This is a genomic window from Halobacteriovorax sp. HFRX-2_2 (genome assembly GCF_043196705.1).
In the GTDB taxonomy this organism is placed as follows: Bacteria; Bdellovibrionota; Bacteriovoracia; order Bacteriovoracales; family Bacteriovoracaceae; genus Halobacteriovorax_A.
Genome location: NZ_JBEBMT010000002.1, coordinates 872,028 through 892,175, shown reverse-complemented (window position 1 = coordinate 892,175; position 20,148 = coordinate 872,028). Strand labels below are relative to the sequence as shown.

The following is a 20,148-nucleotide window of genomic DNA, read 5'->3' as shown; positions in this document are numbered from 1 at the left end:
ACATCTTTAATAGGATTAATTGAACGCTGAATTAAATCGATAAGAGCAAAGATTAATGCAACTTGAGTAATCCCACTATTTGGTATGATGAAGATGGCACAGGCCAAGAATACAGGAAAGAGAGACTCTGCAAATGAGTAGTAAGAAGCATCCCAAACATTTGAAGAAAGGATCTTCTTAAGAAATTCATCAAAAACAAATAAAGACTTCTTCGACGTATATTGATCTGCCGGATTATAGTAATTTTCTCTCACACCACCAATCAGGTCTGCAACAACACGGTAAAGTTTAGCGCGTGAATTTCTAACACTTAAGAAAACGGCACGCATATACTTAGAACACCAAATTAAAACAAAACAGGCCCCAAATTGAATTGCTGCAAGATATACTCCAGCAACAGCATTAAGGCTCACAAAACTAATGAGTGAAGCAACCACAAAGAAGATATCAATAATGATTCCAAAAGTACCTGAAGTCACAAGCTCTCTCAAACTCTCCGTATCACTCATAATACGAGCTAAAACCTCTCCTTGAGGGTAGCGATCATTACGATTCTCTTTTGATGTTTGAAGCTCAACACTTGAAAGCCACTTTCCGTAACAATGAGTTCTAACAAATTGAACTAGGCCTACAACATAGCGGTTGATAATTAAGTTATAAACAGCACGATTTAGAGCTGTTGCCAAAAAGATAAACGTCATGATCCCAAGAGTCTGACGATAAACTTCTTCAACTTCATAATTTGCAGTTAATTTTGTAATTAATTGTGGAAGTGCAGCACCAAGCGCACTTGAAATAATAAGGCATACCACCATGCTTATTAAATACTTCCCACTACCTTTATATAATAGGAATTTAGATGAGTTGTTTTCTAAAGTGCTCATAAATTCCTCCTTCTTGTTTTTGTGTAAAGTCGACAACTTTTGACTCTTCTCTTAGCCCTTCACTTTCGCAGATCAAACTTAAGTGATCACACTGTACTGCTGTTGTATATCTGTGAGTCGACATAATAAGAGTACGACCTTCAAATATCTTCATAGCATTTAGTTGACTTAAGATCTCTCTTTCTAGAACAACATCAACCGAAGAAAAAGGATCATCCCAAACAATAAACTCACTCTCAAAAAGTAGTGACTTTATTAAAGAGACACGTTTAATCTGACCACCAGAAAGCCTCTTGCCGTTTTCCCCTACAACTAGGTTAAACAAGCTCTTGCGATCAGATGCTAAGTAATCCAGGCCAAAGATTTTTAAGAGCTCATACGCCTTAGAAAGTTGCTCTTCATTAAAGTCTCTTCCTAGCGCTAAGTTTTCTAAAATAGTTCCATTATAAAGATAAGGGTCTTGAGCAACGTAGCTCGTACTGCGACCTTGCATCTTTAAAACTTCTGAAATCTTAACGAGTAACTCAGACTTTCCACAACCCGTTTTTCCAACGATTGCATTCTTTTCATCTTTCCAAATCTTTAGATTAATATCGTTATCCCAAAACGGAAGTTGTAATTCAAATGATTCACTCTTCTCTTTAAAAGAGAATTCTCTTTTAAGCATTGTTTCAAGTTCACTTTCTTTATCTAGGACAGCAACTAATTCCCTTACTCGTGCCCACGCTCCTGCCGAACGAGTAAAGACAACTCCAATCCAAGCAAGAAACATAATTGGCTCTAGGAATAAGTAAACAAAACCAGAGAATAGAATTAGCGAGGATGCTCCTAATTGCTCAGTAAAGATAATATAGGCACCCCAGATTAGCGATAGTCCAACACCTGTAGGCATAAGAGGAATCGAAATTCCAACACGCTTACCTGCTTCATAAAAGTTATCAAGTTCTTCCAAGGACTTCTTTGCAAAGAGGTCCATAAAGGCCTTCTCCGCGTGAAAGTTTTTAATCGTCTTCTTTCCTGCGTAAGTTTCAATAATGATATTTTGAACCTCACCTTGAAGGTCTTGAGTTTTACGGTAAAACTTTCGATTTGTTGAAACGATGGCACTGAAGATAATAAATGCTACAAACATCGGAAGAAGAGCAATAAAAAGCTCTTTATTAAAACTCAAAAGTTTTGGAACTAGAATTGAAAGAGCGATGATAATATTTGCAATCTGCAGGAGAGCAAAACCAATCAATGCTCTTACGTGCTCAAGGTCACCACCAATAATTTGAAAGATTTGTCCCTTTGGATAGTCTTTATAACGAGAAGGGCTTACCTTCTCTAATTTCTTCATCAAATCAAAACGTAGAATCTTTTGTAGAACCCTTGCAGGATAAAAGAATAATAGCCTCGATGAAGTTCTAAAAACAATAATTCCCAAGGCCAATAAGAATAAATGCCCTACTGGAATAGAGATACCTTTTGAAATTTTCTCGGCCAAGTCCTTTGCTATAAAAGGAAGTTCACTTTGGATATTGTGAGTAAGGTAGAGGCAAATAAAGGCCCCAATATAGAAGTACCAGTATTGGACAAACTGCGTCACCACCAGTGATGTTAACTTTTTATTAAGATAGTCTTTCATTCCAGCAAGTCTACTTGAATTACACCCATCAGTCACCTTTCTGTTTCTTGCTCGCAGAAATGAAATGTGAAAATACATTCTTAATTTAAGTTAAATTTACCTTCTCAAACTTGGTTATAAGAATAAAGCTAGCTAAAATCCTACAAAATTAATTGGTTTCATAAAATACTAAGTTTCAAAAACTATGTTTAAGGAAAGAAAGTGATCTATCTCGTAAGCTTACTAACGATTTTAATTCTCTGTTCAATTATGGTCATCACTCATCAGGCCATCAAAATTAAACAGCTTGAAGTTGAAGGCCGTGACCTCTCGCGAAGGCTCGAAGAAAAGCAACATTTACTCTCCGTTTTATTTCACGATTTATCCAATTCCACGACCCTTCTTTCATTGCTCAGCGACTCGTCATTATTAGCCATGAAAGACAAGGATGGAATTCTACAAAATCTGGGTCGCGTAAGTGGCGTCATTGAGAATATGGCCGAGCTTATTCAACATATTCGTAAAATCCAATCAATTGAATCCGGTAAATCAAATATCAAATTAGAACCAGTCCCATTAAAAGAATCCATTGAAAATTCAATACAACTTATTAGAAAAAGACTTGAAAAAAAGAGTCAACATATCCGTGTCGAGTTTGAGGAACAAGATATCCAGGCCATGGCAGAACCATCATCACTTTGTCATAGCGTCTTTAGCAACCTTCTTACTAATGCCTCAAAGTTTTCACCTGAAGGCTCAGAAGTTTTGGTAAGGGTTACTCAACGAAACTCTGTTATACGTGTTGATATAACTGACCAGGGAATCGGCATCCCTGAAACAATGATAAATAGTCTCTTCTCTTTTACTAATGAGACCCACCGAGAAGGTACTCACGGAGAAGAAGGCTCAGGCTTTGGTCTACCCGTCGTTAAAAAATATATGAAATTCTATGGGGGAAATATCAAGGCATTTAATAATATTGATGGCATCGGCTCTACTTTCACCATGACATTCGTTAACGCTGCAACGAATAACCAAGACAACGTTGAAAAATCAAAAACAGAACCTAAACAAAAGAGAAAGCCTTTGCGTGAAGTAAATCAATAAATGGATTCGGGAGGATGGTAGGACTATGCAGATTCGAACTGCAGACCTCTACCATGTCAAGGTAGCGCTCTAACCAACTGAGCTATAGTCCTACAAGTGTCTTAAAGTAGGGAAATAATATTCTAATTCACCAAACTCGTCAAAAGATAAAATTGACGCACACACCTAAGCAACATCGTTGCAATTTTGCTAGTATAACTAAAAATCATGGAGGAATAATGAAAAATATTATTATGATATTAATTCTATCTAGTTGTGCTGTTTCAAAAACAAAGCTGACTCCTGCTGGAGAAAAAGTAAAAGTAACATATCAAAAGCCACGCCATAAAAACTGTAAGCCTTTTACAAATGTTGTTGGTGAGAATGAAAATGGAATTAAAGACCTTGCCGTAAACCATGCCATTAATCTAGTTGCAGATGAAGGTGGAGACACAATCTGGATTAAAGAATCTGTGAACGAAGGAAATGTGTGGAAGGTTTTTGGACTTGGCTACCACTGTAAATAAGAATAAGGATTTTTAATGATAATTTTAGATAGTGCAAAAAAAGCAATCGAAAACTTTTCAATGCCTGATCATGTAGGGTTTGGAAAAGTACTACTTCCAATCATGGCAACATGTGAATACAAACGTGGAGAATGGGGCGAGCTTGAAGTTAAGCCTTATGGCAAGCTGGAGCTAGATCCAACATGTAAAGTTCTTCATTATGGACAAGAAATCTTTGAAGGAATGAAGGCCTATAATTTTAAAGGCAATGGACCGAATCTTTTTAGGCCCCTTGAAAATTACAAGCGTTTCAATCACTCGGCAAAACGAATGGCAATGCCAGAAGTTCCAAAAGAAATCTTTACTGCTGCTGTAAATACAATCACTAAAATGGGTGAAAACTATATTCCAAAACGTGGTGGTGAGTCTCTTTATATTAGGCCATTTATGATTGCCACAGAAAATAACCTTGGGATTAAACCAAGTGAAGAATTTCTTTTCATGGTAATTGCCTCACCTGTTGAATCATACTTTTCAGGTGGAAGCTACAAGCTTCTTATTGAAAGAAATATGATTCGTGCATGTGCAGGAGGAATGGGAACGGCCAAAACAGGTGGTAATTATGCTGGTGCCCTAAACGCTGGTGTAAGAACTCTTAAACTTGGCCTGCACCAAACTCTATGGCTATCGGCCAGTGACCGTAAGTCGATTGAGGAATTAAGTGGAATGAACTTCTTTGCTGTCATTGACGGTGAAATTCACACTCCTGAACTAACAGAGACAATCCTTGATGGAATCACTCGTCGTTCACTCATCGATATTGCTCGTCACAAGGGTTACAAAGTTGTTGAGCGAAAGATTAGCATTGATGAATTAATTGAAGATATTAAGTCGAAGAAATGTACTGAGTGCTTCTCTTGCGGAACTGCCGCTATCATCACGCCAATTTGCTCTCTACATGAAGAGTCTGGTGAGTTCTATAATATTCAAGAAGAGTTTGGACCAGTTTCAAAAGAGCTTCGTGAAACTCTACTGGGTATTCAAGAAAAAACGATTGAAGACCCTTTTAATTGGGTTGTTGATCTTTAAAATAAAAAAATGACGAAATAAAAAAAAGGCCCTCATCTGAGGGCCTTTGTATTTCTACTTCGCTAAATTTGGAAGGATTTGAAACATAACCATTGCAAGGATTGTTGGGAAAAGTGCTCCAAGAAGAAGCTTACCTGGGTTAATCCCATCTTTTCCAAATGTCCCTTTAAGGATACCAAAACCAGCTGGGTTTGGCGCGTTAGCAATAACAGTTAAACCACCACCGGCAACAGCACCAGCAACTAGGTTGTACTTAGCTGAGTCTGTTAGATCAACTAGCGTCCCTAGATAAGTAAGAGCTGCGTTATCTGTAATAGCAGTAAGTGAAGTTGCACCTACGAAAAGAACAAAGTCACCTAGTTTAGTTAGAATTGGTTGTAGCCACCAACCTTGTTGTCCACCTAGAGTTACTAGACCAGCAAGGAAGAAACCAACAAGAAGTGATTCTTTTAGCTTGATTTCGTCTTGGTACTCTTTTGTAACAGTTGTGAAACCTAGGAAGAATAGGAATAGACCTAGGAAGAAAACCATGTGGTGAGCAGAGAAAACAACTAGCCCCATAAAGATAATATGAATTAGAGTCATCCACCAAGTTGGTGCCATCCAATTCTCATGCTTTTGTTTAATTTCAAGCTTTCCTTGAAGTTCATTTTTAAACATGAATGCAATAATTAGAGTTCCAATGATAATTGAAATTGTTGCCTTGTAACCAAAGTTTGTAATCATGTGAACAAATCCCCAGTGCCATTTTGAAGCAACCATAAGTACAGGAGGTGCAGCAAAGTGAGAAAGTGTTCCACCGATTGATACGTTTACAAAAAGTAGACCAATCGTTGCATACTTAAACTTAAGACTCATTTTCTCATCAGAGAAGAAGTAATCTAAAAGGATTAAAGCAGTAACTGTCATAGCAGCTGGCTCAGTAATAAAAGACCCTAGAATTGGCCCAATAATAAGAGCTGAAACATAGAAGGCCATCTTACCAGGCATTGGAATAAGCTTTGCAATCATCCCAATAATTTTTTCAGCAAGCATAATGATTGGCCTCGTCCCTGCCATACACATAATAACGAAAACGAATGCCGCTTCTGTGTAGTTTACATCTTGCTCAAGATATTTAAGTGCCCCACCAATAACCTGGTGTGCATTATCATAAACTGCAAAACCTTGAGTGGCGCTATAGTAAACAATAAAGGCCGCGGCCCACATACCGAATACTGCTTCGACTTCACCTAAGAAGTGAAGAAGGTTTTCCATCATTGATCCTTCCGGATACTTGTGAGCTAAATGTTGAATTTTTGAAACTAGAAATGTGTGCAAAATTGCACATGCGAATAGAATCGTCCCTACGAGCTGTAGATTTGTTGGATTCATGAAACTTCCTTTGTAAATTGTGATCCTCTTTATTTTATTCTTGTCGGCAAAGGTGCGCAAGTACTGAAATTTCCAAACACCTAAAATAATTTACTATTTTTGTAAACTTTTTCTAAACCAACTCCGATAAGAAGTCGTGCTATTAAAAAGAATCTCTATCTCCATTCTCGCATTTTCAGTTGTAGTCAATGCTCTGGCCATTGAGCCTAGTTTCTTTAAAGAAGAGATTGATGTTAATGGAAGACAGATAAAGGCCAAAGACCTAGTCAAAGATATTGTTAGAATCACAAAATCAAAGTCACCTAAATATATTCCGATTAGGCGTGAAAATGCAGTTTCTGACGACATTCCAAGGCACAATAGCGCTAGCGCAGAGATTTGTATTCAATGTCGAGACATGGCCGAACTAGCTTCAAATATCTCAGACATTGTCGCTAAGGCAAATGAAGACAATCCAAAACCAAGTATTAAGGTCAAGCAAAAGGCCTTAAAGCTTAAGGCCATTGCCACCTATATTGAAACGGTTGATAAATTAGGCGAAGTTTCTTGTCTCGAGAGTGACTTTGATAGCGGCAAAGAACGCTACAATACAAGAGATTTTGATGACTTCGAATTAGTTTTCACTTCTGATATCGCACTAAGTGAGTTCTCATCCCTAAGCCTCGCCCCTAGAACACAAACGAAAACTAGAATTACTTGGTTTCGCTCTACAGATGAAGTTGGCGAAGATATCTTTATTAAGGTTGTTTTTATAAAAGACCAAGAACCATATTTTCAGATCTACTATCCACATGACACTTATGTTGATCCAATAAAGCCAACAGATGTTGAAAGAAATATTCCAGAAGGTGTAACTCTTGAGACAAATAATGAATCAGAGATGGCCCTCGTGAGGGATCAAGAATATGACACTTTCATTGGAAAGGTTAAAATCAATAAGGCACTTCTACTAGAGCAAAGCTACTACGTCCCTACTTCGCTAACATTATTAGAGATGGAAACAGAGAGTAATCTTGGAGAGGACACAAAGCTTACAAGTAAGGTAGAGATCAATGACAAAAAACAAAGAATTAATGTAAACCTCAATAGTAAGCTTACTGAGGATACGACCCTAGATGGCCATCTTGATATCAAACCAAATAAACAAAACTTAAATCTTAAACTATCTAATCGTTATAGTGACGACATCACAATTGATAGTAATGCAGATATCTCTACAGATAAGCAGCAACTTGACTTAAACCTAGTGCACCAAGGAAAATCCACAGCAAGGGCCGTAGCAAGAGCAGATGGTTACTTTCTTGCTGGAGTTACAGTGGCCACACCGGAGTTTCAAAATTTTGATATTGAAACAGATATGAGCTACGACACAAATCAGACAGCGACAATTGCCAATGACTTCAGGTTTCAAGGAACGACTATTATAAAAACTGGAACAGTGATTAATTCTCAGGGGGAAGTTGACTTCAGAGCACAAAGGTCATTTGAAGTATTTGATGATGCTAATATCACAATGGAAGTACAGCACTCGACGCAAGACAGAGGCGTCAATGTTGATCGTACCTCTGCCTTCATTTCTTTTGATATGAAATTCTAATTAAATGAATTAACCGTCATTACCAATTGAAGCAACAGGACAAGCATCCATTTGCTCTTGGCATAACTCTTCTTCTTCAGGTGTTGAAGGTTGCTTAGCAATATAAGCATTTCCGTCTTCATCTTCAGCGAAGAATTCAGGGGCACCCGTGTAACAAACGTTACATGCAATGCATCCTTCTCCGTTATCATCATCTGGGTCAGTACAATACCACTTTCCAGCAACATTATCTTTGTGCTTCATTTCTTTATTTGCCATGTTAACTCCTTGATTTTATTAACACACAACACAATATTTCATTGATTATCTTTTGCCTAAGTCTACTAGATTTGAGAATATAGCACAAGATACTCAATCATAAATTTCACAGGAGATTTTTAAAATGACGACGAGCCTTGAAAAAGCTAATGCTTGGGCCAATAACCCATATTTTGATGAAGAGTCACGCGCTGAAATCCAAGGATTAATTGACGCAGATGACATGAAAGAGATCGAAGAAAGATTTTATAAAGATATCGAGTTTGGTACTGGTGGACTTCGCTCTATCCTTGGTGCTGGAAATAATCGTATTAACAAGTATACTGTTCGTCGAGCAACACAGGCCCTTGCTGGTGAAGTTCTCGACCATAGCGCAAAAACTGGAATCACTAACCCATCAATTGCAGTAAGTTATGATTCTCGTAAATTCTCTTTTGAATTCGCCAAAGAAGTTTGTAGCGTCATGGCCGCCAATGGAATTAAGTCTTATATCTACAAGAGACTAAATCCAGTGCCAATGCTTTCTTACTCAGTAAGATACCACAAGGCCCAGGCCGGAGTAATGGTGACAGCTTCTCACAACCCTCCTGAGTACAATGGTTACAAAGTATACTGGAATGATGGTGCACAAGTTACTCCACCAAATGACAAAAATATTATCAATCGTTACTACGATATTACTTCGTACGATGCAGTTAAATTCATGGACTTCGCTCAAGCTGAAAAAGATGGATTCATTAGTTGGGTTGGTGAAGATGTAGAACAAAGCTTCTATAACGACATCCTATCTAAAACAGTAAATCCTGAAATGTGTAAGCAAGATGGAAAAGACCTTAAGATCGTTTATACACCAATTCACGGTACAGGCCTTATTCCATGTACAACAGCACTTGCCCAACTTGGATTTACAAATGTAGAAGTTGTGAAAGAACAAGCTCAACCAGACTCAAGCTTCCCTACTGTAAGCTCTCCAAACCCAGAGAATGCATCAGCAATGAAGATGGCCGTTGATCTTATGAAAGAGACAGGTGCCGATATCGCATTTGGTTCAGACCCTGATACAGATAGACTTGGTGTAGCTTTCCAACACGAAGGTGAAACTCAATACATCAACGGAAACCAAATCGGAATCCTGATGCTGTACTACATGCTTCACAACCTTAAAGAAAATGGCAAGATGCCAGCTAACCCATACTTTGTGAAAACGGTTGTAACGACTCCTCTTCAAGAACTTATCGCTGATAAGTACGGAGTTAAGTCTTACTCTACTCTAACAGGATTCAAGTGGATCTGCGGACTAATGAATAAGATCGAAAAAGAAGATCCTTCGGCAAACTTCCTCTTTGGAACAGAAGAGTCTTTCGGTTACCTTCCACACGACTTTGTTCGTGACAAAGACGGTGTTGCTTCTATCACTTTCATGTCTGAAGTAACTCTTTATTTCAAGAAACAAGGTCTGAACCTTATTCAAGCTCTCGATAAAATTTACGAAGAATTTGGATTTAGCCAGGAATCTCTCCTAAATCTTGTTTACCAGGGTAAAGAAGGGGCCGAAAAAATTACACGAATCATGAGTCATTTTAGAGACTTAGCTCCGACAAGCTTGTGCGGACAGGAGATTCGCGTTATAGAAGATTATCAAACAGGTATTGTAAAAGACCTTGAATCAGGTGATGAGTCAAAACTGGATTACCCAGTAAGTAATGTTATTGGTTACCACTTCAAAAATGGAAACCGCCTGTATCTTCGCCCATCAGGAACTGAACCAAAAATTAAGTTCTACATTATGATTCAAGAAAAAGAAGGCGAACTTTCTGAGAAGAAAGCAAAGGCTTCAAAAGTAACTGATGAGTTCCTAGCATTCATTAATGAAACTGCTGAAGGACTATAAGGTTAAGGAGTATAAATTTTGAAAAGTGATAAACTTGCAGTTGTATTAGTTAGTGGTGGTATGGATTCGTTGGTTTGTGCTGCAATTGCAAATGAGAAGCATGAGAATCTTGCGTTTCTTCATCTTAACTACGGACAAAAAACTGAAGAACGTGAATTAGATTGTTTCCAAAAAATCGCAGATTATTACGGAGTCGACAAATCACTTCGTAAGGTAATTGATGTATCTTTTCTTAAACAGATTGGTGGAAGCTCACTAACTGACGACGGAATTGATGTAAAACAATACAAGGGTGAATCAGAAGAAATCCCTGATAGCTACGTACCTTTTAGAAACACTCACATCATCGCGATGGCCGTATCTTGGTCAGAAGTTGTTGGTGCAAAAAATATCTATATCGGTGCAGTTAATGAAGACTCATCAGGATACCCTGACTGTCGTCCAAGTTACTACGCAGCTTACAACGAGCTAATCAAGCAAGGAACAAAAGATGGTGATATCAAAATCATCACTCCAGTAATAGATATGGCAAAGAATGAGATTGTACAAAAAGCGGTAGACCTAGGTGCTCCACTTAAGTTTTCTTATTCATGTTACGCTCGTGGAGATAAAGCTTGTGGTGTTTGTGACTCTTGCGCTCTAAGACTTAGAGGCTTTCAAAAGGCAGGGATTGAAGATCCAATTGAGTACGATCAAAGACCAAACTATCTTTCAGAAACAACAAAGAAATAAAAAAAAGCTCCCTTTTTGGGAGCTATATTAATTTTTCTGCTCTTCTAACATCAAATTTTTCAACATTTTCATCAAAGTATGCCAAGAAATGTTTAACATGCTCTGTTTCCATATGGGCCTTCCAATCTGCTTCCGTTTCCCATATTTCATATAACCAAAAGCTCGACGGATCTTCTTCTTCCTGGTGTGGGTCGAACTTAGTACAACCAACTTCTTTATAAGTTTCTTCTACTAGTTTTAGTAACTCTGTTTTAATCAATTCAGTTTTATCAGACTTAGCCTTAATATTAACGATAAGAACTAGCATAAAGTACTCCCTATTTTAAAGTTATAAGAAAAGACCCCTATTAGGGGCCATTTCGATTATTAGTTTTTAAATTAGTTATTCAGCAGCAGCTTCTGTTTCTTCTTCAACAGCTGGCGCTTCTACTTTTGCAACTGGAGCAGTAATAAGTCCTGCATCAGTTAGAATTTTTACTTTTTCTTCTTTGTTTACAAATTTTCCGTTTGCAGCTTTAACAGCAAAACGACCTGATCTTTTCTTAACAATTGTGTACTCGCCTACTTTTTTAACAACTTCCATGAATTCTCCTATAATAATTCTTTGCGTTTGTTATCTTTTAAGTGTTGAACAATTTCTTTTACTCGTTGTGAATCATCTTTAGGCACAATCATAACGGCCTTATCATTGGAAACAACAACAAGATCTTGGACATTAATTAAAGAAACATGCTTATCAGGAGCATAGATAATATTCCCTGTCGCATCCTTTAAAAAAGTTCCGTTACTATCAATTATAGTGTTTCCCTCCACACGGTCAACCACTTGTTCAAGTGCCTCCCATGATCCAAGGTCATTCCAATCAAATTCGGCCTTAACTAAGCTGATACGACTTGATTTCTCCATAATAGCGTAGTCAATCGAGTCTTTTGGAATCTTATTATATACTTCTTCAAGCTTCGCCTCGTCGTCAAGGCTTGCCTTCAATTCTTCATAGAAAGAAAACATTTCCGGTGAGTGCGCCGCAAACTCTTCTTTAAAAACACCAAGTGGCGCCATAAACATCCCGGCATTCCAAACATACTTACCTGTTGATAAGTATTCCTTGGCCTTCTCAAAATTTGGCTTTTCAACAAATTCATCAACCTTGAATCCATCACCTACTGCTTCACTTGTTTTGATATAACCATAACCAGTGTGTGGGAAGTGAGGAGGAATCCCTATCGTTGTAATCGTTTGCGTATCACTTGAAAGCTTTACGGCCTTCTCAAAGCTCGCCTTAAAGCCAGACTTATTTAAGATGACGTGATCCGATGGCATAACAGCGATAATATCATCCGATTTGGCCCCCGCGGCCTCAATGGCAGCAAGAGACAGGAGAATACAAGGAGCTGTATTTCGCCCAGCTGGTTCATAAATAATATGTTCTTCAAGAATTTGATCTTTTGAGCAAGAAATCGCTAACTCAGATTGGTCACGAGTTGTAATGATAAAGCGATTCTTCAAGTCGACACTTTCTTCAAAGCGATCAAGAGTTTGACCTAGTAGAGTTTCATTTCCAACGAGAGAAAGGTACTGCTTTGGTTTTGATTCTGTCGACTCTGGCCATAGGCGTGTTCCCTTCCCACCGGCCATAATAAGTGTGTAAATATTCATAAAAAATGCCCTTAAATTGTATAAGGGCATCGTATCATAAAAAATGTAAATGTTCTAAATGGTGAATTAGTCGAATTTTGTAAAGAAATAATCACGCCCTGCAAAAAGAGAAGGGTGCTTCTTAACATATTGCTTTGCTTCAATACTTCTCTCAAATGCCCCAAGACTTACGCGGAAACGGTTCCCCTTCCCAGGTACATCTTTCTCATTAACGATTGGGCTAAAGCCTAGAACTCTAAAACCTTCAGCGAATTCCTTAGCATCATCAATCGACTCAAATGAACCAACCACGATTGTGTACTTACCAGTGTACTCATCAGTTTTTGAAACAGATTCCTCAGCAGCATTACTTTCGACAACTTGTTGCTGAACTGGTTCTGCGGCCCTTTCCTCAACAGCTTCATCTACTGGTGAATCCTGAACGCCGACATCATTGAAGTCTTTATTCTCATTTGAAAACTCATTAACCATCTTCTGCTTTAATGATTCTTCAATTCTCTTATTTAATTCTTCTTTTGAAACTTTCTTTGTCTCTTTATCTTGAACTATTTCTTTAACCTTCTCCTCTTCTGGAGATGTTAGCTCAACCTTTTGCTTCTCATCCATTGGCTCAACAATCGCTTTTTCCTCTTTATTACTAAGCCCAGCTTTTTCAAAAGCATAATTAGATCCAATCTTTAGGCCAAAGAAGAATGATGTAATGGCAACCAGGATGACAAAGATGACAACCAATAAGATTTCTTTTTTCTCAAATACGTAGAAGTTACTTTTATCGTTCATAAGGATATTTTAATCTCTCCACAATTATTAGCAACTTGCTGAAAATACTAGGAAAAATAATCCTTTATTTCATATTTGAAATATATCCCGACATTCTGACTCAGAATAAAGACTCTCCCATCTTTCTATTTTATAACCCGTGAAGTCTTATGAACTTTGCCAAACCGGGAGAAAGAAAATGAAAAAGATTTTAAAGAATAATAAAGGACAAGGTGTTATGGAATATATGATCATCACAAGCCTTGTCGGTATCATTTGTATTACGGCCGTAAAAACACTTGGAACAAGAGTCCAAAAAAGACTAGAAGACGCATCTGACAAGATCACTAAGAGTATCAAAGTAAATTAATACACAATTATGAAAATACTTTCTTACACTCTATCTATTACTCTAATTGTCTTTGTCTTCCTCGCAAGCTCAGCTGTTAGCGAAAAGTATCGATGTAAAAATAGTATTGTCTTTCAAGCTTATGTGCACTCATTGTCAAAATCACATAATAATAAAAAATCATCAAAAACATTCTCTTGTAAAAGCCTCCTCTCATTTGAGAGGTGGTTTGATTCAAAAACACGGATTAAGTTTGTAAAAAATAAAAATGGAAAATACCTGAAGTATCGAAAAGAGAAGCATCATTTAGGATTTTCAAATGGCCTTAGATGAAAGAGGTAGTACTTCCCTAGTAGCGGTCTTATTTTTTATGGCCTTCATCGCCATCATCTTTTCAAATATGGCCCGCTCCTATGAAGAACTCCAAATTATTAAGTATTACAATAAATCATATATCTGCTCAAAGAAGGTAATTGTTGAGTACAAGTCTTTCTACAAAAGAATTTCTTATATCAATGTCGGCCTAAAAAGCCTGTTTTACGCTCAATTCTTTCCCCTAGCAGCGTGGCTAAAGCCATTTATGAAGTATGGGGCCAAAGGACTTATGTACCTACAAAGTGCGCTTCGCTACTTCCTACGCTACAAGCTCTTAACCATAGCGGAGTGTGATACGGCAAATATTCTAGGTCTTTTAAAATCTGACCCATTAGGAAAAAGAATTTGGAAAATCAAAAGAAGGCTCGATACTTCAGCTGTCTTTGAAAAGAAATGGAAGGCCTTTATGCCCTTTCACTACCCAGGGAGTAACCTATCAGAAAATCACTCATTCGTTATTACCTTAAAATTCAAACTCAAAGAGGGAAGAATTTTAGACGATTTCACTCTCACCTCAAAACACATGGCACCCAAGGGTATTCAACAATTGAAGGACTATTATGGACTTCAATTTTTGTAAGTACATTAATTCTTATGATTAACCTGGAGGTTAAAATTGAAAATTCTAAACAACGAGAAATCCAAAACTTCATCAAAACCTGGAACTCAATCAAATAGCGACACCCCTTCATCACCACTACTCTTTAATAAAGAGAAGGAAGAAAAGATGAAAAAGGCCCTCTACCTTAGATTTTGGGTGGCCCTCGTACTGACTAATATCTTCACTTATATCCTTTCAATCCCTTCCCCACAAAATCTTCCGGAGGAGCATATTACAGTGGCAAAAGATGAAAGACTTCTTAAGCTTAAAATAAATGAGATGACCAATCTTGTGGGAAGTGAAGAGTATGTATCTTTATATGCAGGCCCTACACACATTACAAACAGGGCCAAGATCGTGAAAAAACTTAACGATGAAGAAGTCCCTATTTATCTCGTAAAAATTTCTATTTCAGATTTGAATAGAATTGCTCCTTATAAGGCTTTAGAGCTAGATTCCTATCCAGTTACAGATCTACCTAAATCCAAAGGAGGAGCTTATGAAATTGAAATTTAGCCTTATTACAATCCTATTATGTACAAGCATTCAAGCACGTGAAGTCATTGTTTATACATACGACTCTGACAAAAACCACATGTTTGAAGTACTTAGCGAATTAATGGCAAAGAATGGAATTAAGAAAGAAGATTTTCGATTTATAAAGAAGAAGAACCCATGTGAAGATATCTATAAAAGTGCCCTACTTCACATTTGCTTTAAGGGTGAAGAAGCTGAACCTTTAGTTGTTAGACAAGATAAGCGAGTGCTTCAAAATACATTTGGGCAATAAAAAAGGGCCAACGTCTTGGCCCTCTTTCTATATCTGAAAAATAATTAAATATTAATCTAGATGAATTTTAAACTTAGGAGTAGTTCCCTTGTTTCTGTTATGCGCTTTTCTTTTAGCACCCATTTTTGTTTTTTTAGCATTACGCTTGTTTCTTGTAATACGAGTTCTTGATACCATGATAAATCTCCTCAATATATTTAAATCTAAATTAAAAACAGTTTTCGAGTATAGCTTTTTACTAAGTTTCCTGCCTTTTGTCAAAGTCATTAGCTTAATATGTATCGTAAATTTCAATATTTACGCAACTGGCTCAAATCAAATTACCCTGGCCATAGGCCAAGTCACTGAAATTTCATTATCAGGGATAACAAACTTCAGCATCTCCAATAAAGAAGTTTTATCGAGCAAGGCAATTCAGGCCCAAAATAAGCTCTTCATTAAAGGAAAAATGCAGGGCCAATCGATTGTTACACTTTGGACTAACTCAGGCAAGAAGAAGATACATGAAGTTTATGTCCTCTCAAAATCAGGTCAATTTAAGGTACTTGAGGTCTTAAACAACCTTCGTCACTTTGGTATTAATGGCGATATTAAAGGCGATAAGTTAATCATTTCCCAAGATATTACGACACTTGATCAGTACCTCGTTCTTAGGCCACTTCTCAATAAGAATAAGAGTATTATCTTCAAGGGTGAACTTAAGGATAAAGTCGCTAAGAAAATCATTGGCGAAATTCATCACAAGTTTTTTCAAAACTATTACGATGATATTCGCTGTGAAAAATCCAAGATTGATATCCACTGCTTTACAAACGAAGAGATCTTAAAAGATAAGAAGTTCTTAGTGCCACTCCAAAAAAAGCTAATGGTTAAGTTCTTCCTATCTCAAAGGTTTGATAATCTCGTCAACCATAAGCTCGAAATGAGAATCATACAAATTGAAAGAATGGATGGTAAAGAGATCAATTTTGGACTCGACCAAGTCGACGTCGGCCTTTCCGACTTACTCGATGAGGGAGCATCAGCATTGGCCAAAAGTCAGAGCATTGTCTTTAGAGATACTGATTATAATGTGTCGACGCTGGCCATTCAAAAAATTCTTTTACGTACAAATAACAAGTCTACCGTTCAAATGGGTTCTGATATCCCTTTTACCACGACAACAAATAACAATGGCAATAATACTCAATGGCGATTTGCTGGACTTAAAATTGAGATGCTACTTGAAAAGATAAACAACAGATACAAAGTTAAATATAGCACAAAGCTAACGAGGCCAATGGGGCAAACAAATGGTGATACTTATATAAACGGGAGTGCCCAAGAGTCGAGTTTTCTAATCGAAAAAGGAATTCCGATTCAAATGTTTGAAATCGATTTAACAACTGATGACAACGCCGGACGAAGACTTCCCATTCTTGGTCAAATTCCCATTCTTGGGAAACTTTTTTCTTCATCCGCAAAATTTAAAACGTATAAAAGAATTATTGCTATCGCAAAATTAAAATAGGAAAAGTACATGTCACAAATTAACCAATACTTCTTCAGTGAATTCAAAATGCTTCTCACAGAAAAGTCGAAAAAGACGATTCACTTAAACTTTGAAGAAATTATTTTAGAGACCTTAGAAAGAAATAATCTGCAAGAAAAAGACATCTCAAATCTAGATGACATCAAGGATTGGTTTAATAAGGTTTACCATCAAAGCTATATTGACGACCTTTTAAACCTTTATGATGCAAACGAGTTTATCATTCACTCTCCTAGTGATATCGAAGTTCATAAGCAAGATAACCTAAATCTAAAAGTTGAATTTCTAAGTAATGAGGATTTTGTTCTAAGCCTCGTCTTTCTTACTCAGAAACTAAGTATTGACTGGAGCTTCAACACACCATTTGCCTCATTTAAAGATACGCGAGTAATAAGTGGCAATGAAATTGATCTTCGTGTCAGTCTTACCCACCCATGCCTTTCACCTAAGTCACAAGCAAAGGCATTTCTACGAGTTCACTCACAAGAGAATTTTAAAGTTTCAAACTTCACTGAAGATAAGGATGCACAGAATCTCATGACAGAGCTTATTTCCAATTACAAAAATATTGTTATTGCTGGCTCCACGGCCAGTGGGAAAACTAGTTTTCTTAGGGCCTGTAAATCATTATGCCAAGAAGGTGAACATCACGTCATCATTGAGGATGTCGCTGAAATAGATGGTGATATCTCACACTCAACTCACCTACTTTCACACCCAAGTGAAGGAAAAAGTCTAAAGGACTATTGTAGCTATGCTCTTAGGATGTCACCCAAGAGGATCATTCTGGGAGAGATTAGATCGAGTGAAGTTATTCCATTCCTATTGGCCATGAATACTGGACACAAAGGAATGATGAGTACCATTCACGCCAATAGTGCAAAAGATACTCTCCTAAGATTAACTACATTATTTTCGATTTTTTCAGAGAGTAAGAATGGGATCGACTTTGATCAAATCCTAAGGCTTATTTGTCAAAGCATTGATCATGTCGTTTTTATTGAAAACAAAGAAGTAAAAGAAATTATCGAGGTTCACGGTAGTGAAGCAGATCGTCCAATTTATTCGACGCTTTATTCAAAAACTAAGAAAATAACTGATCACCAAAAAGGTCTATCCACTCACGAAGATCTTGGCCATCAACTTCTAGCGTAAAGTAATCGTCATTATTCTCGTCTAGCTGGAAAGACTTATTAAGTAGCTTGGCCTCTTCAAGAGCAAGCCCAAAAACAGTGATAAAATTTCGAGAGGCTTCGTCTTTTTCCGTTGAGATTGCACAGAAGTGATCTTCTTTAGCATCGCTAATACAGCTTCCGGCCTCGTTTGGATAAAATACACTTTTAACGATAAGAGGAAGATTAGCTTCAATCAAAGGATTCATCGTTCTGTGAAAAAGAATCTTAGCTCCTTTATTGGTTAGAAGTTTTGTTTGGCGATAACTGAGATTGTGAATGAGTGGAGCATTAGTCAGCACCTTAGGGTCATGTCCATAGACACCTTTTACATCCTTCCAAATCACAAGTTCTTGTACATCATCAAGTGCCCAAGCAAAGATTGCAGCAGAATAGTCAGAGCCTTCACGGCCAAGAGTTGACGTCTGGCCATCAGTTGTTCGAGCAATAAAGCCCTGAGTGATAACTAGCGAGTACTTATTTAATTCATTGCAATTTGCCTTCGTATTCTTAAAGAGTACCTTGGCCTCATTAAAATTTTGATTTGTGACAATATAATCACGAGCATCAGCATGAAAGACTTCTCTGCCCTGTTGCTCAAGATAGCTTGCAAGAATCGAAGTGGAGATTCGTTCTCCAATACTGTAGATAGAGTCAAGAGTGGCACTCGATTTAGGAAGTGTAAGATAACCTAGTAATTCTTTTTTAAAATTAGAGAGATCAACGGAAAGCTCTAGTTCGTCAACAATCACTTTATGTTTTTGGAAAAAGGCTTCAACTAATGAAGCGGATTCTTCCTTAAAGTAAATTGATTCAAGTTCGTTAGTTGAATTATAGGTTGCAGATAGTACCACTAGTGCATCATTTGGACATGCTAGGATTAAGTCTGCAATCTGCTTAATGGCAGCAGCACTTTTAATAGAGCTGCCACCAAATTTATATACACTTCTCAAGTTTCTAGTCTCTTGTTAACTTCTTGTATGTATAACGTTTAGGATTAAGAGCGGCATCACCTAGACGCTTTCTCTTATCTTCTTCGTACTCATCAAAGTTACCTTCAAACCACACAACTTTACCATCACCTTCAAAGGCAAGGATATGTGTAGCAAGACGGTCTAGGAAGAAACGGTCGTGGGAAATGATAACCGCACAACCAGCATAATCAACTAGGGCCTTTTCTAGGGCCTGTAGTGTATTTACATCAAGGTCGTTTGTCGGCTCATCCAGAAGGAGAACATTTCCACCTTCTTTAAGAACCTTTGCAAGGTGAACACGGTTTCTCTCACCACCTGAAAGCTCAGAAACTTTCTTCTTCTGGTCTTCACCAGAGAAGTTGAATTTAGCGATATAGGCACGAGAGTTTACTTCTTGGCCACCAACATTGATGAATTCAGTTCCATCAGCAACAACATCATAGATTGTTTTCTCTGGATCCAGATCACGCCCTTGATCAACGTAAGCAAGCTTAACAGTATCACCAACATCAAAAGTTCCTGAAGTTGGTTGTTCTTGACCAGTAATCATTTTAAATAATGTTGTCTTACCAGCACCGTTTGGACCGATAATACCAACGATCCCACCAGGAGGAAGAGAGAACTCTAAGTTTTCATAAAGTAATTTATCATCAAATGCTTTTGAAACACCATGTGCTTCAATTACCTTATTACCAAGACGAGGTCCTGCAGGAATGAAGAGATCATTTGTTTCATTTCTCTTCTCACTTGAAATCTTTGCTCTTTCCTCATAATTTTTGATACGAGCTTTTGACTTCGCCTGACGTGCCTTAGGGTTAGAGCGAATCCACTCAAGCTCTTCCTTCATGGCCTTTTGTCTCTTAGACTCAGTCTTTTCTTCTTGAGCAAGACGTTTTGCTTTTGTTTCTAGCCAACCAG

General features: G+C 37.5%; 21 protein-coding genes, 1 tRNA gene and 1 pseudogene. 12 read left to right on the top strand and 11 right to left on the bottom strand.

Annotation, left to right across the window (positions count from 1 at the left end):
* Nucleotides 1–98: 98 nt before the first annotated feature.
* Together ABMA79_RS09580 and ABMA79_RS09575 are read right to left on the bottom strand one after the other, a co-directional pair.
* A pseudogene (locus tag ABMA79_RS09580) lies at nt 99–815 on the bottom strand (ABC transporter transmembrane domain-containing protein); the annotation flags it as partial.
* A gap of 40 nt (nt 816–855) precedes the next feature.
* A complete protein-coding gene (locus ABMA79_RS09575) occupies nt 856–2,511 on the bottom strand; it encodes an ABC transporter transmembrane domain-containing protein (protein WP_392859950.1) in 1,656 nt (551 codons plus the stop codon).
* A gap of 414 nt (nt 2,512–2,925) precedes the next feature.
* Here ABMA79_RS09575 and ABMA79_RS09570 point away from each other — a divergent pair, with 414 nt between their 5' ends.
* The gene (locus tag ABMA79_RS09570; RefSeq protein WP_393092163.1) at nt 2,926–3,597 is read left to right on the top strand and encodes a sensor histidine kinase; all 672 of its coding nucleotides are present in this window, start codon (nt 2,926–2,928) and stop codon (nt 3,595–3,597) included.
* A 15-nt stretch (nt 3,598–3,612) separates the two neighbouring features.
* Here ABMA79_RS09570 and ABMA79_RS09565 read toward each other — a convergent pair.
* Nucleotides 3,613–3,689: transfer RNA gene (locus ABMA79_RS09565), tRNA-Val, on the bottom strand.
* Nucleotides 3,690–3,815: 126 nt separating this feature from the next.
* On the opposite strand from ABMA79_RS09565, the gene ABMA79_RS09560 reads away from it, so the two are divergent.
* Together ABMA79_RS09560 and ABMA79_RS09555 are read left to right on the top strand one after the other, a co-directional pair.
* On the top strand, nt 3,816–4,103 hold the full coding sequence (locus tag ABMA79_RS09560; RefSeq protein WP_392909344.1) for a hypothetical protein: 288 nt from the start codon (nt 3,816–3,818) through the stop codon (nt 4,101–4,103).
* Between the two features lie 15 nt (nt 4,104–4,118).
* On the top strand, nt 4,119–5,171 hold the full coding sequence (locus ABMA79_RS09555; protein WP_393057862.1) for a branched-chain amino acid aminotransferase: 1,053 nt from the start codon (nt 4,119–4,121) through the stop codon (nt 5,169–5,171).
* Between the two features lie 54 nt (nt 5,172–5,225).
* On the opposite strand, the gene ABMA79_RS09550 is transcribed toward ABMA79_RS09555, so the two are convergent.
* Nucleotides 5,226–6,545 carry a putative Na+/H+ antiporter gene (locus ABMA79_RS09550; RefSeq protein WP_392859944.1) on the bottom strand — a complete coding sequence of 440 codons (1,320 nt, stop codon included), beginning with the start codon at nt 6,543–6,545 and terminating at the stop codon, nt 5,226–5,228.
* 136 nt (nt 6,546–6,681) lie between these two features.
* On the opposite strand from ABMA79_RS09550, the gene ABMA79_RS09545 reads away from it, so the two are divergent.
* Nucleotides 6,682–8,142 carry a hypothetical protein gene (locus tag ABMA79_RS09545; protein WP_393092160.1) on the top strand — a complete coding sequence of 487 codons (1,461 nt, stop codon included), beginning with the start codon at nt 6,682–6,684 and terminating at the stop codon, nt 8,140–8,142.
* A gap of 9 nt (nt 8,143–8,151) precedes the next feature.
* Here ABMA79_RS09545 and ABMA79_RS09540 read toward each other — a convergent pair whose 3' ends face one another.
* The gene (locus ABMA79_RS09540; RefSeq protein ID WP_021267936.1) at nt 8,152–8,400 is read right to left on the bottom strand and encodes a ferredoxin; all 249 of its coding nucleotides are present in this window, start codon (nt 8,398–8,400) and stop codon (nt 8,152–8,154) included.
* Between the two features lie 124 nt (nt 8,401–8,524).
* On the opposite strand from ABMA79_RS09540, the gene ABMA79_RS09535 reads away from it, so the two are divergent.
* Together ABMA79_RS09535 and queC are read left to right on the top strand one after the other, a co-directional pair.
* Nucleotides 8,525–10,291 carry a phospho-sugar mutase gene (locus ABMA79_RS09535; protein WP_393092158.1) on the top strand — a complete coding sequence of 589 codons (1,767 nt, stop codon included), beginning with the start codon at nt 8,525–8,527 and terminating at the stop codon, nt 10,289–10,291.
* Nucleotides 10,292–10,309: 18 nt separating this feature from the next.
* Nucleotides 10,310–11,023, top strand: coding sequence for a 7-cyano-7-deazaguanine synthase QueC (queC, locus tag ABMA79_RS09530; protein WP_393092155.1), 714 nt, complete (start codon nt 10,310–10,312; stop codon nt 11,021–11,023).
* Nucleotides 11,024–11,045: 22 nt separating this feature from the next.
* Here the strand turns inward: queC and ABMA79_RS09525 are convergent, their stop codons facing one another.
* The 4 genes from ABMA79_RS09525 to ABMA79_RS09510 form a co-directional block, all read right to left on the bottom strand.
* Nucleotides 11,046–11,330: a putative quinol monooxygenase gene (locus ABMA79_RS09525; RefSeq protein WP_393092152.1), complete on the bottom strand. Its 285-nt coding sequence runs from the start codon at nt 11,328–11,330 to the stop codon at nt 11,046–11,048.
* Between the two features lie 75 nt (nt 11,331–11,405).
* Complete coding sequence (locus ABMA79_RS09520) at nt 11,406–11,606, bottom strand: hypothetical protein (protein ID WP_392859935.1); 201 nt, start codon at nt 11,604–11,606, stop codon at nt 11,406–11,408.
* An 8-nt stretch (nt 11,607–11,614) separates the two neighbouring features.
* A complete protein-coding gene (locus ABMA79_RS09515; RefSeq protein WP_392859934.1) occupies nt 11,615–12,679 on the bottom strand; it encodes a mannose-1-phosphate guanylyltransferase in 1,065 nt (354 codons plus the stop codon).
* A 66-nt stretch (nt 12,680–12,745) separates the two neighbouring features.
* Nucleotides 12,746–13,459 (bottom strand): SPOR domain-containing protein, encoded by a 714-nt coding sequence (locus ABMA79_RS09510; RefSeq protein WP_392859932.1) that lies wholly within the window; start codon nt 13,457–13,459, stop codon nt 12,746–12,748.
* Nucleotides 13,460–13,637: 178 nt separating this feature from the next.
* On the opposite strand from ABMA79_RS09510, the gene ABMA79_RS09505 reads away from it, so the two are divergent.
* The 6 genes from ABMA79_RS09505 (at nt 13,638) to ABMA79_RS09480 (ending at nt 18,239) form a co-directional block, all read left to right on the top strand.
* Entirely contained in the window at nt 13,638–13,808 is a 171-nt protein-coding gene (locus tag ABMA79_RS09505; RefSeq protein WP_021268293.1) for a Flp family type IVb pilin, read from the top strand.
* Between the two features lie 298 nt (nt 13,809–14,106).
* Complete coding sequence (locus ABMA79_RS09500; RefSeq protein WP_393092149.1) at nt 14,107–14,742, top strand: hypothetical protein; 636 nt, start codon at nt 14,107–14,109, stop codon at nt 14,740–14,742.
* 36 nt (nt 14,743–14,778) lie between these two features.
* Complete coding sequence (locus ABMA79_RS09495) at nt 14,779–15,279, top strand: hypothetical protein (RefSeq protein WP_393092146.1); 501 nt, start codon at nt 14,779–14,781, stop codon at nt 15,277–15,279.
* Nucleotides 15,263–15,553 (top strand): hypothetical protein, encoded by a 291-nt coding sequence (locus ABMA79_RS09490; RefSeq protein WP_393092143.1) that lies wholly within the window; start codon nt 15,263–15,265, stop codon nt 15,551–15,553. Before ABMA79_RS09495 ends, ABMA79_RS09490 begins: the two co-directional genes overlap by 17 nt.
* A 175-nt stretch (nt 15,554–15,728) precedes the next feature.
* Complete coding sequence (locus ABMA79_RS09485; protein ID WP_393092140.1) at nt 15,729–17,063, top strand: hypothetical protein; 1,335 nt, start codon at nt 15,729–15,731, stop codon at nt 17,061–17,063.
* 9 nt (nt 17,064–17,072) lie between these two features.
* Nucleotides 17,073–18,239: an ATPase, T2SS/T4P/T4SS family gene (locus tag ABMA79_RS09480; RefSeq protein ID WP_393092137.1), complete on the top strand. Its 1,167-nt coding sequence runs from the start codon at nt 17,073–17,075 to the stop codon at nt 18,237–18,239.
* On the opposite strand, the gene ABMA79_RS09475 is transcribed toward ABMA79_RS09480, so the two are convergent.
* Nucleotides 18,169–19,209 carry an aspartate kinase gene (locus tag ABMA79_RS09475; RefSeq protein WP_393092134.1) on the bottom strand — a complete coding sequence of 347 codons (1,041 nt, stop codon included), beginning with the start codon at nt 19,207–19,209 and terminating at the stop codon, nt 18,169–18,171. The two genes, ABMA79_RS09480 and ABMA79_RS09475, sit on opposite strands and share 71 nt — an antisense overlap.
* Nucleotides 19,210–19,213: 4 nt before the next feature.
* The coding region (locus tag ABMA79_RS09470) for an ATP-binding cassette domain-containing protein (RefSeq protein WP_393092131.1) at nt 19,214–20,148 on the bottom strand (935 nt) is incomplete at its 5' end.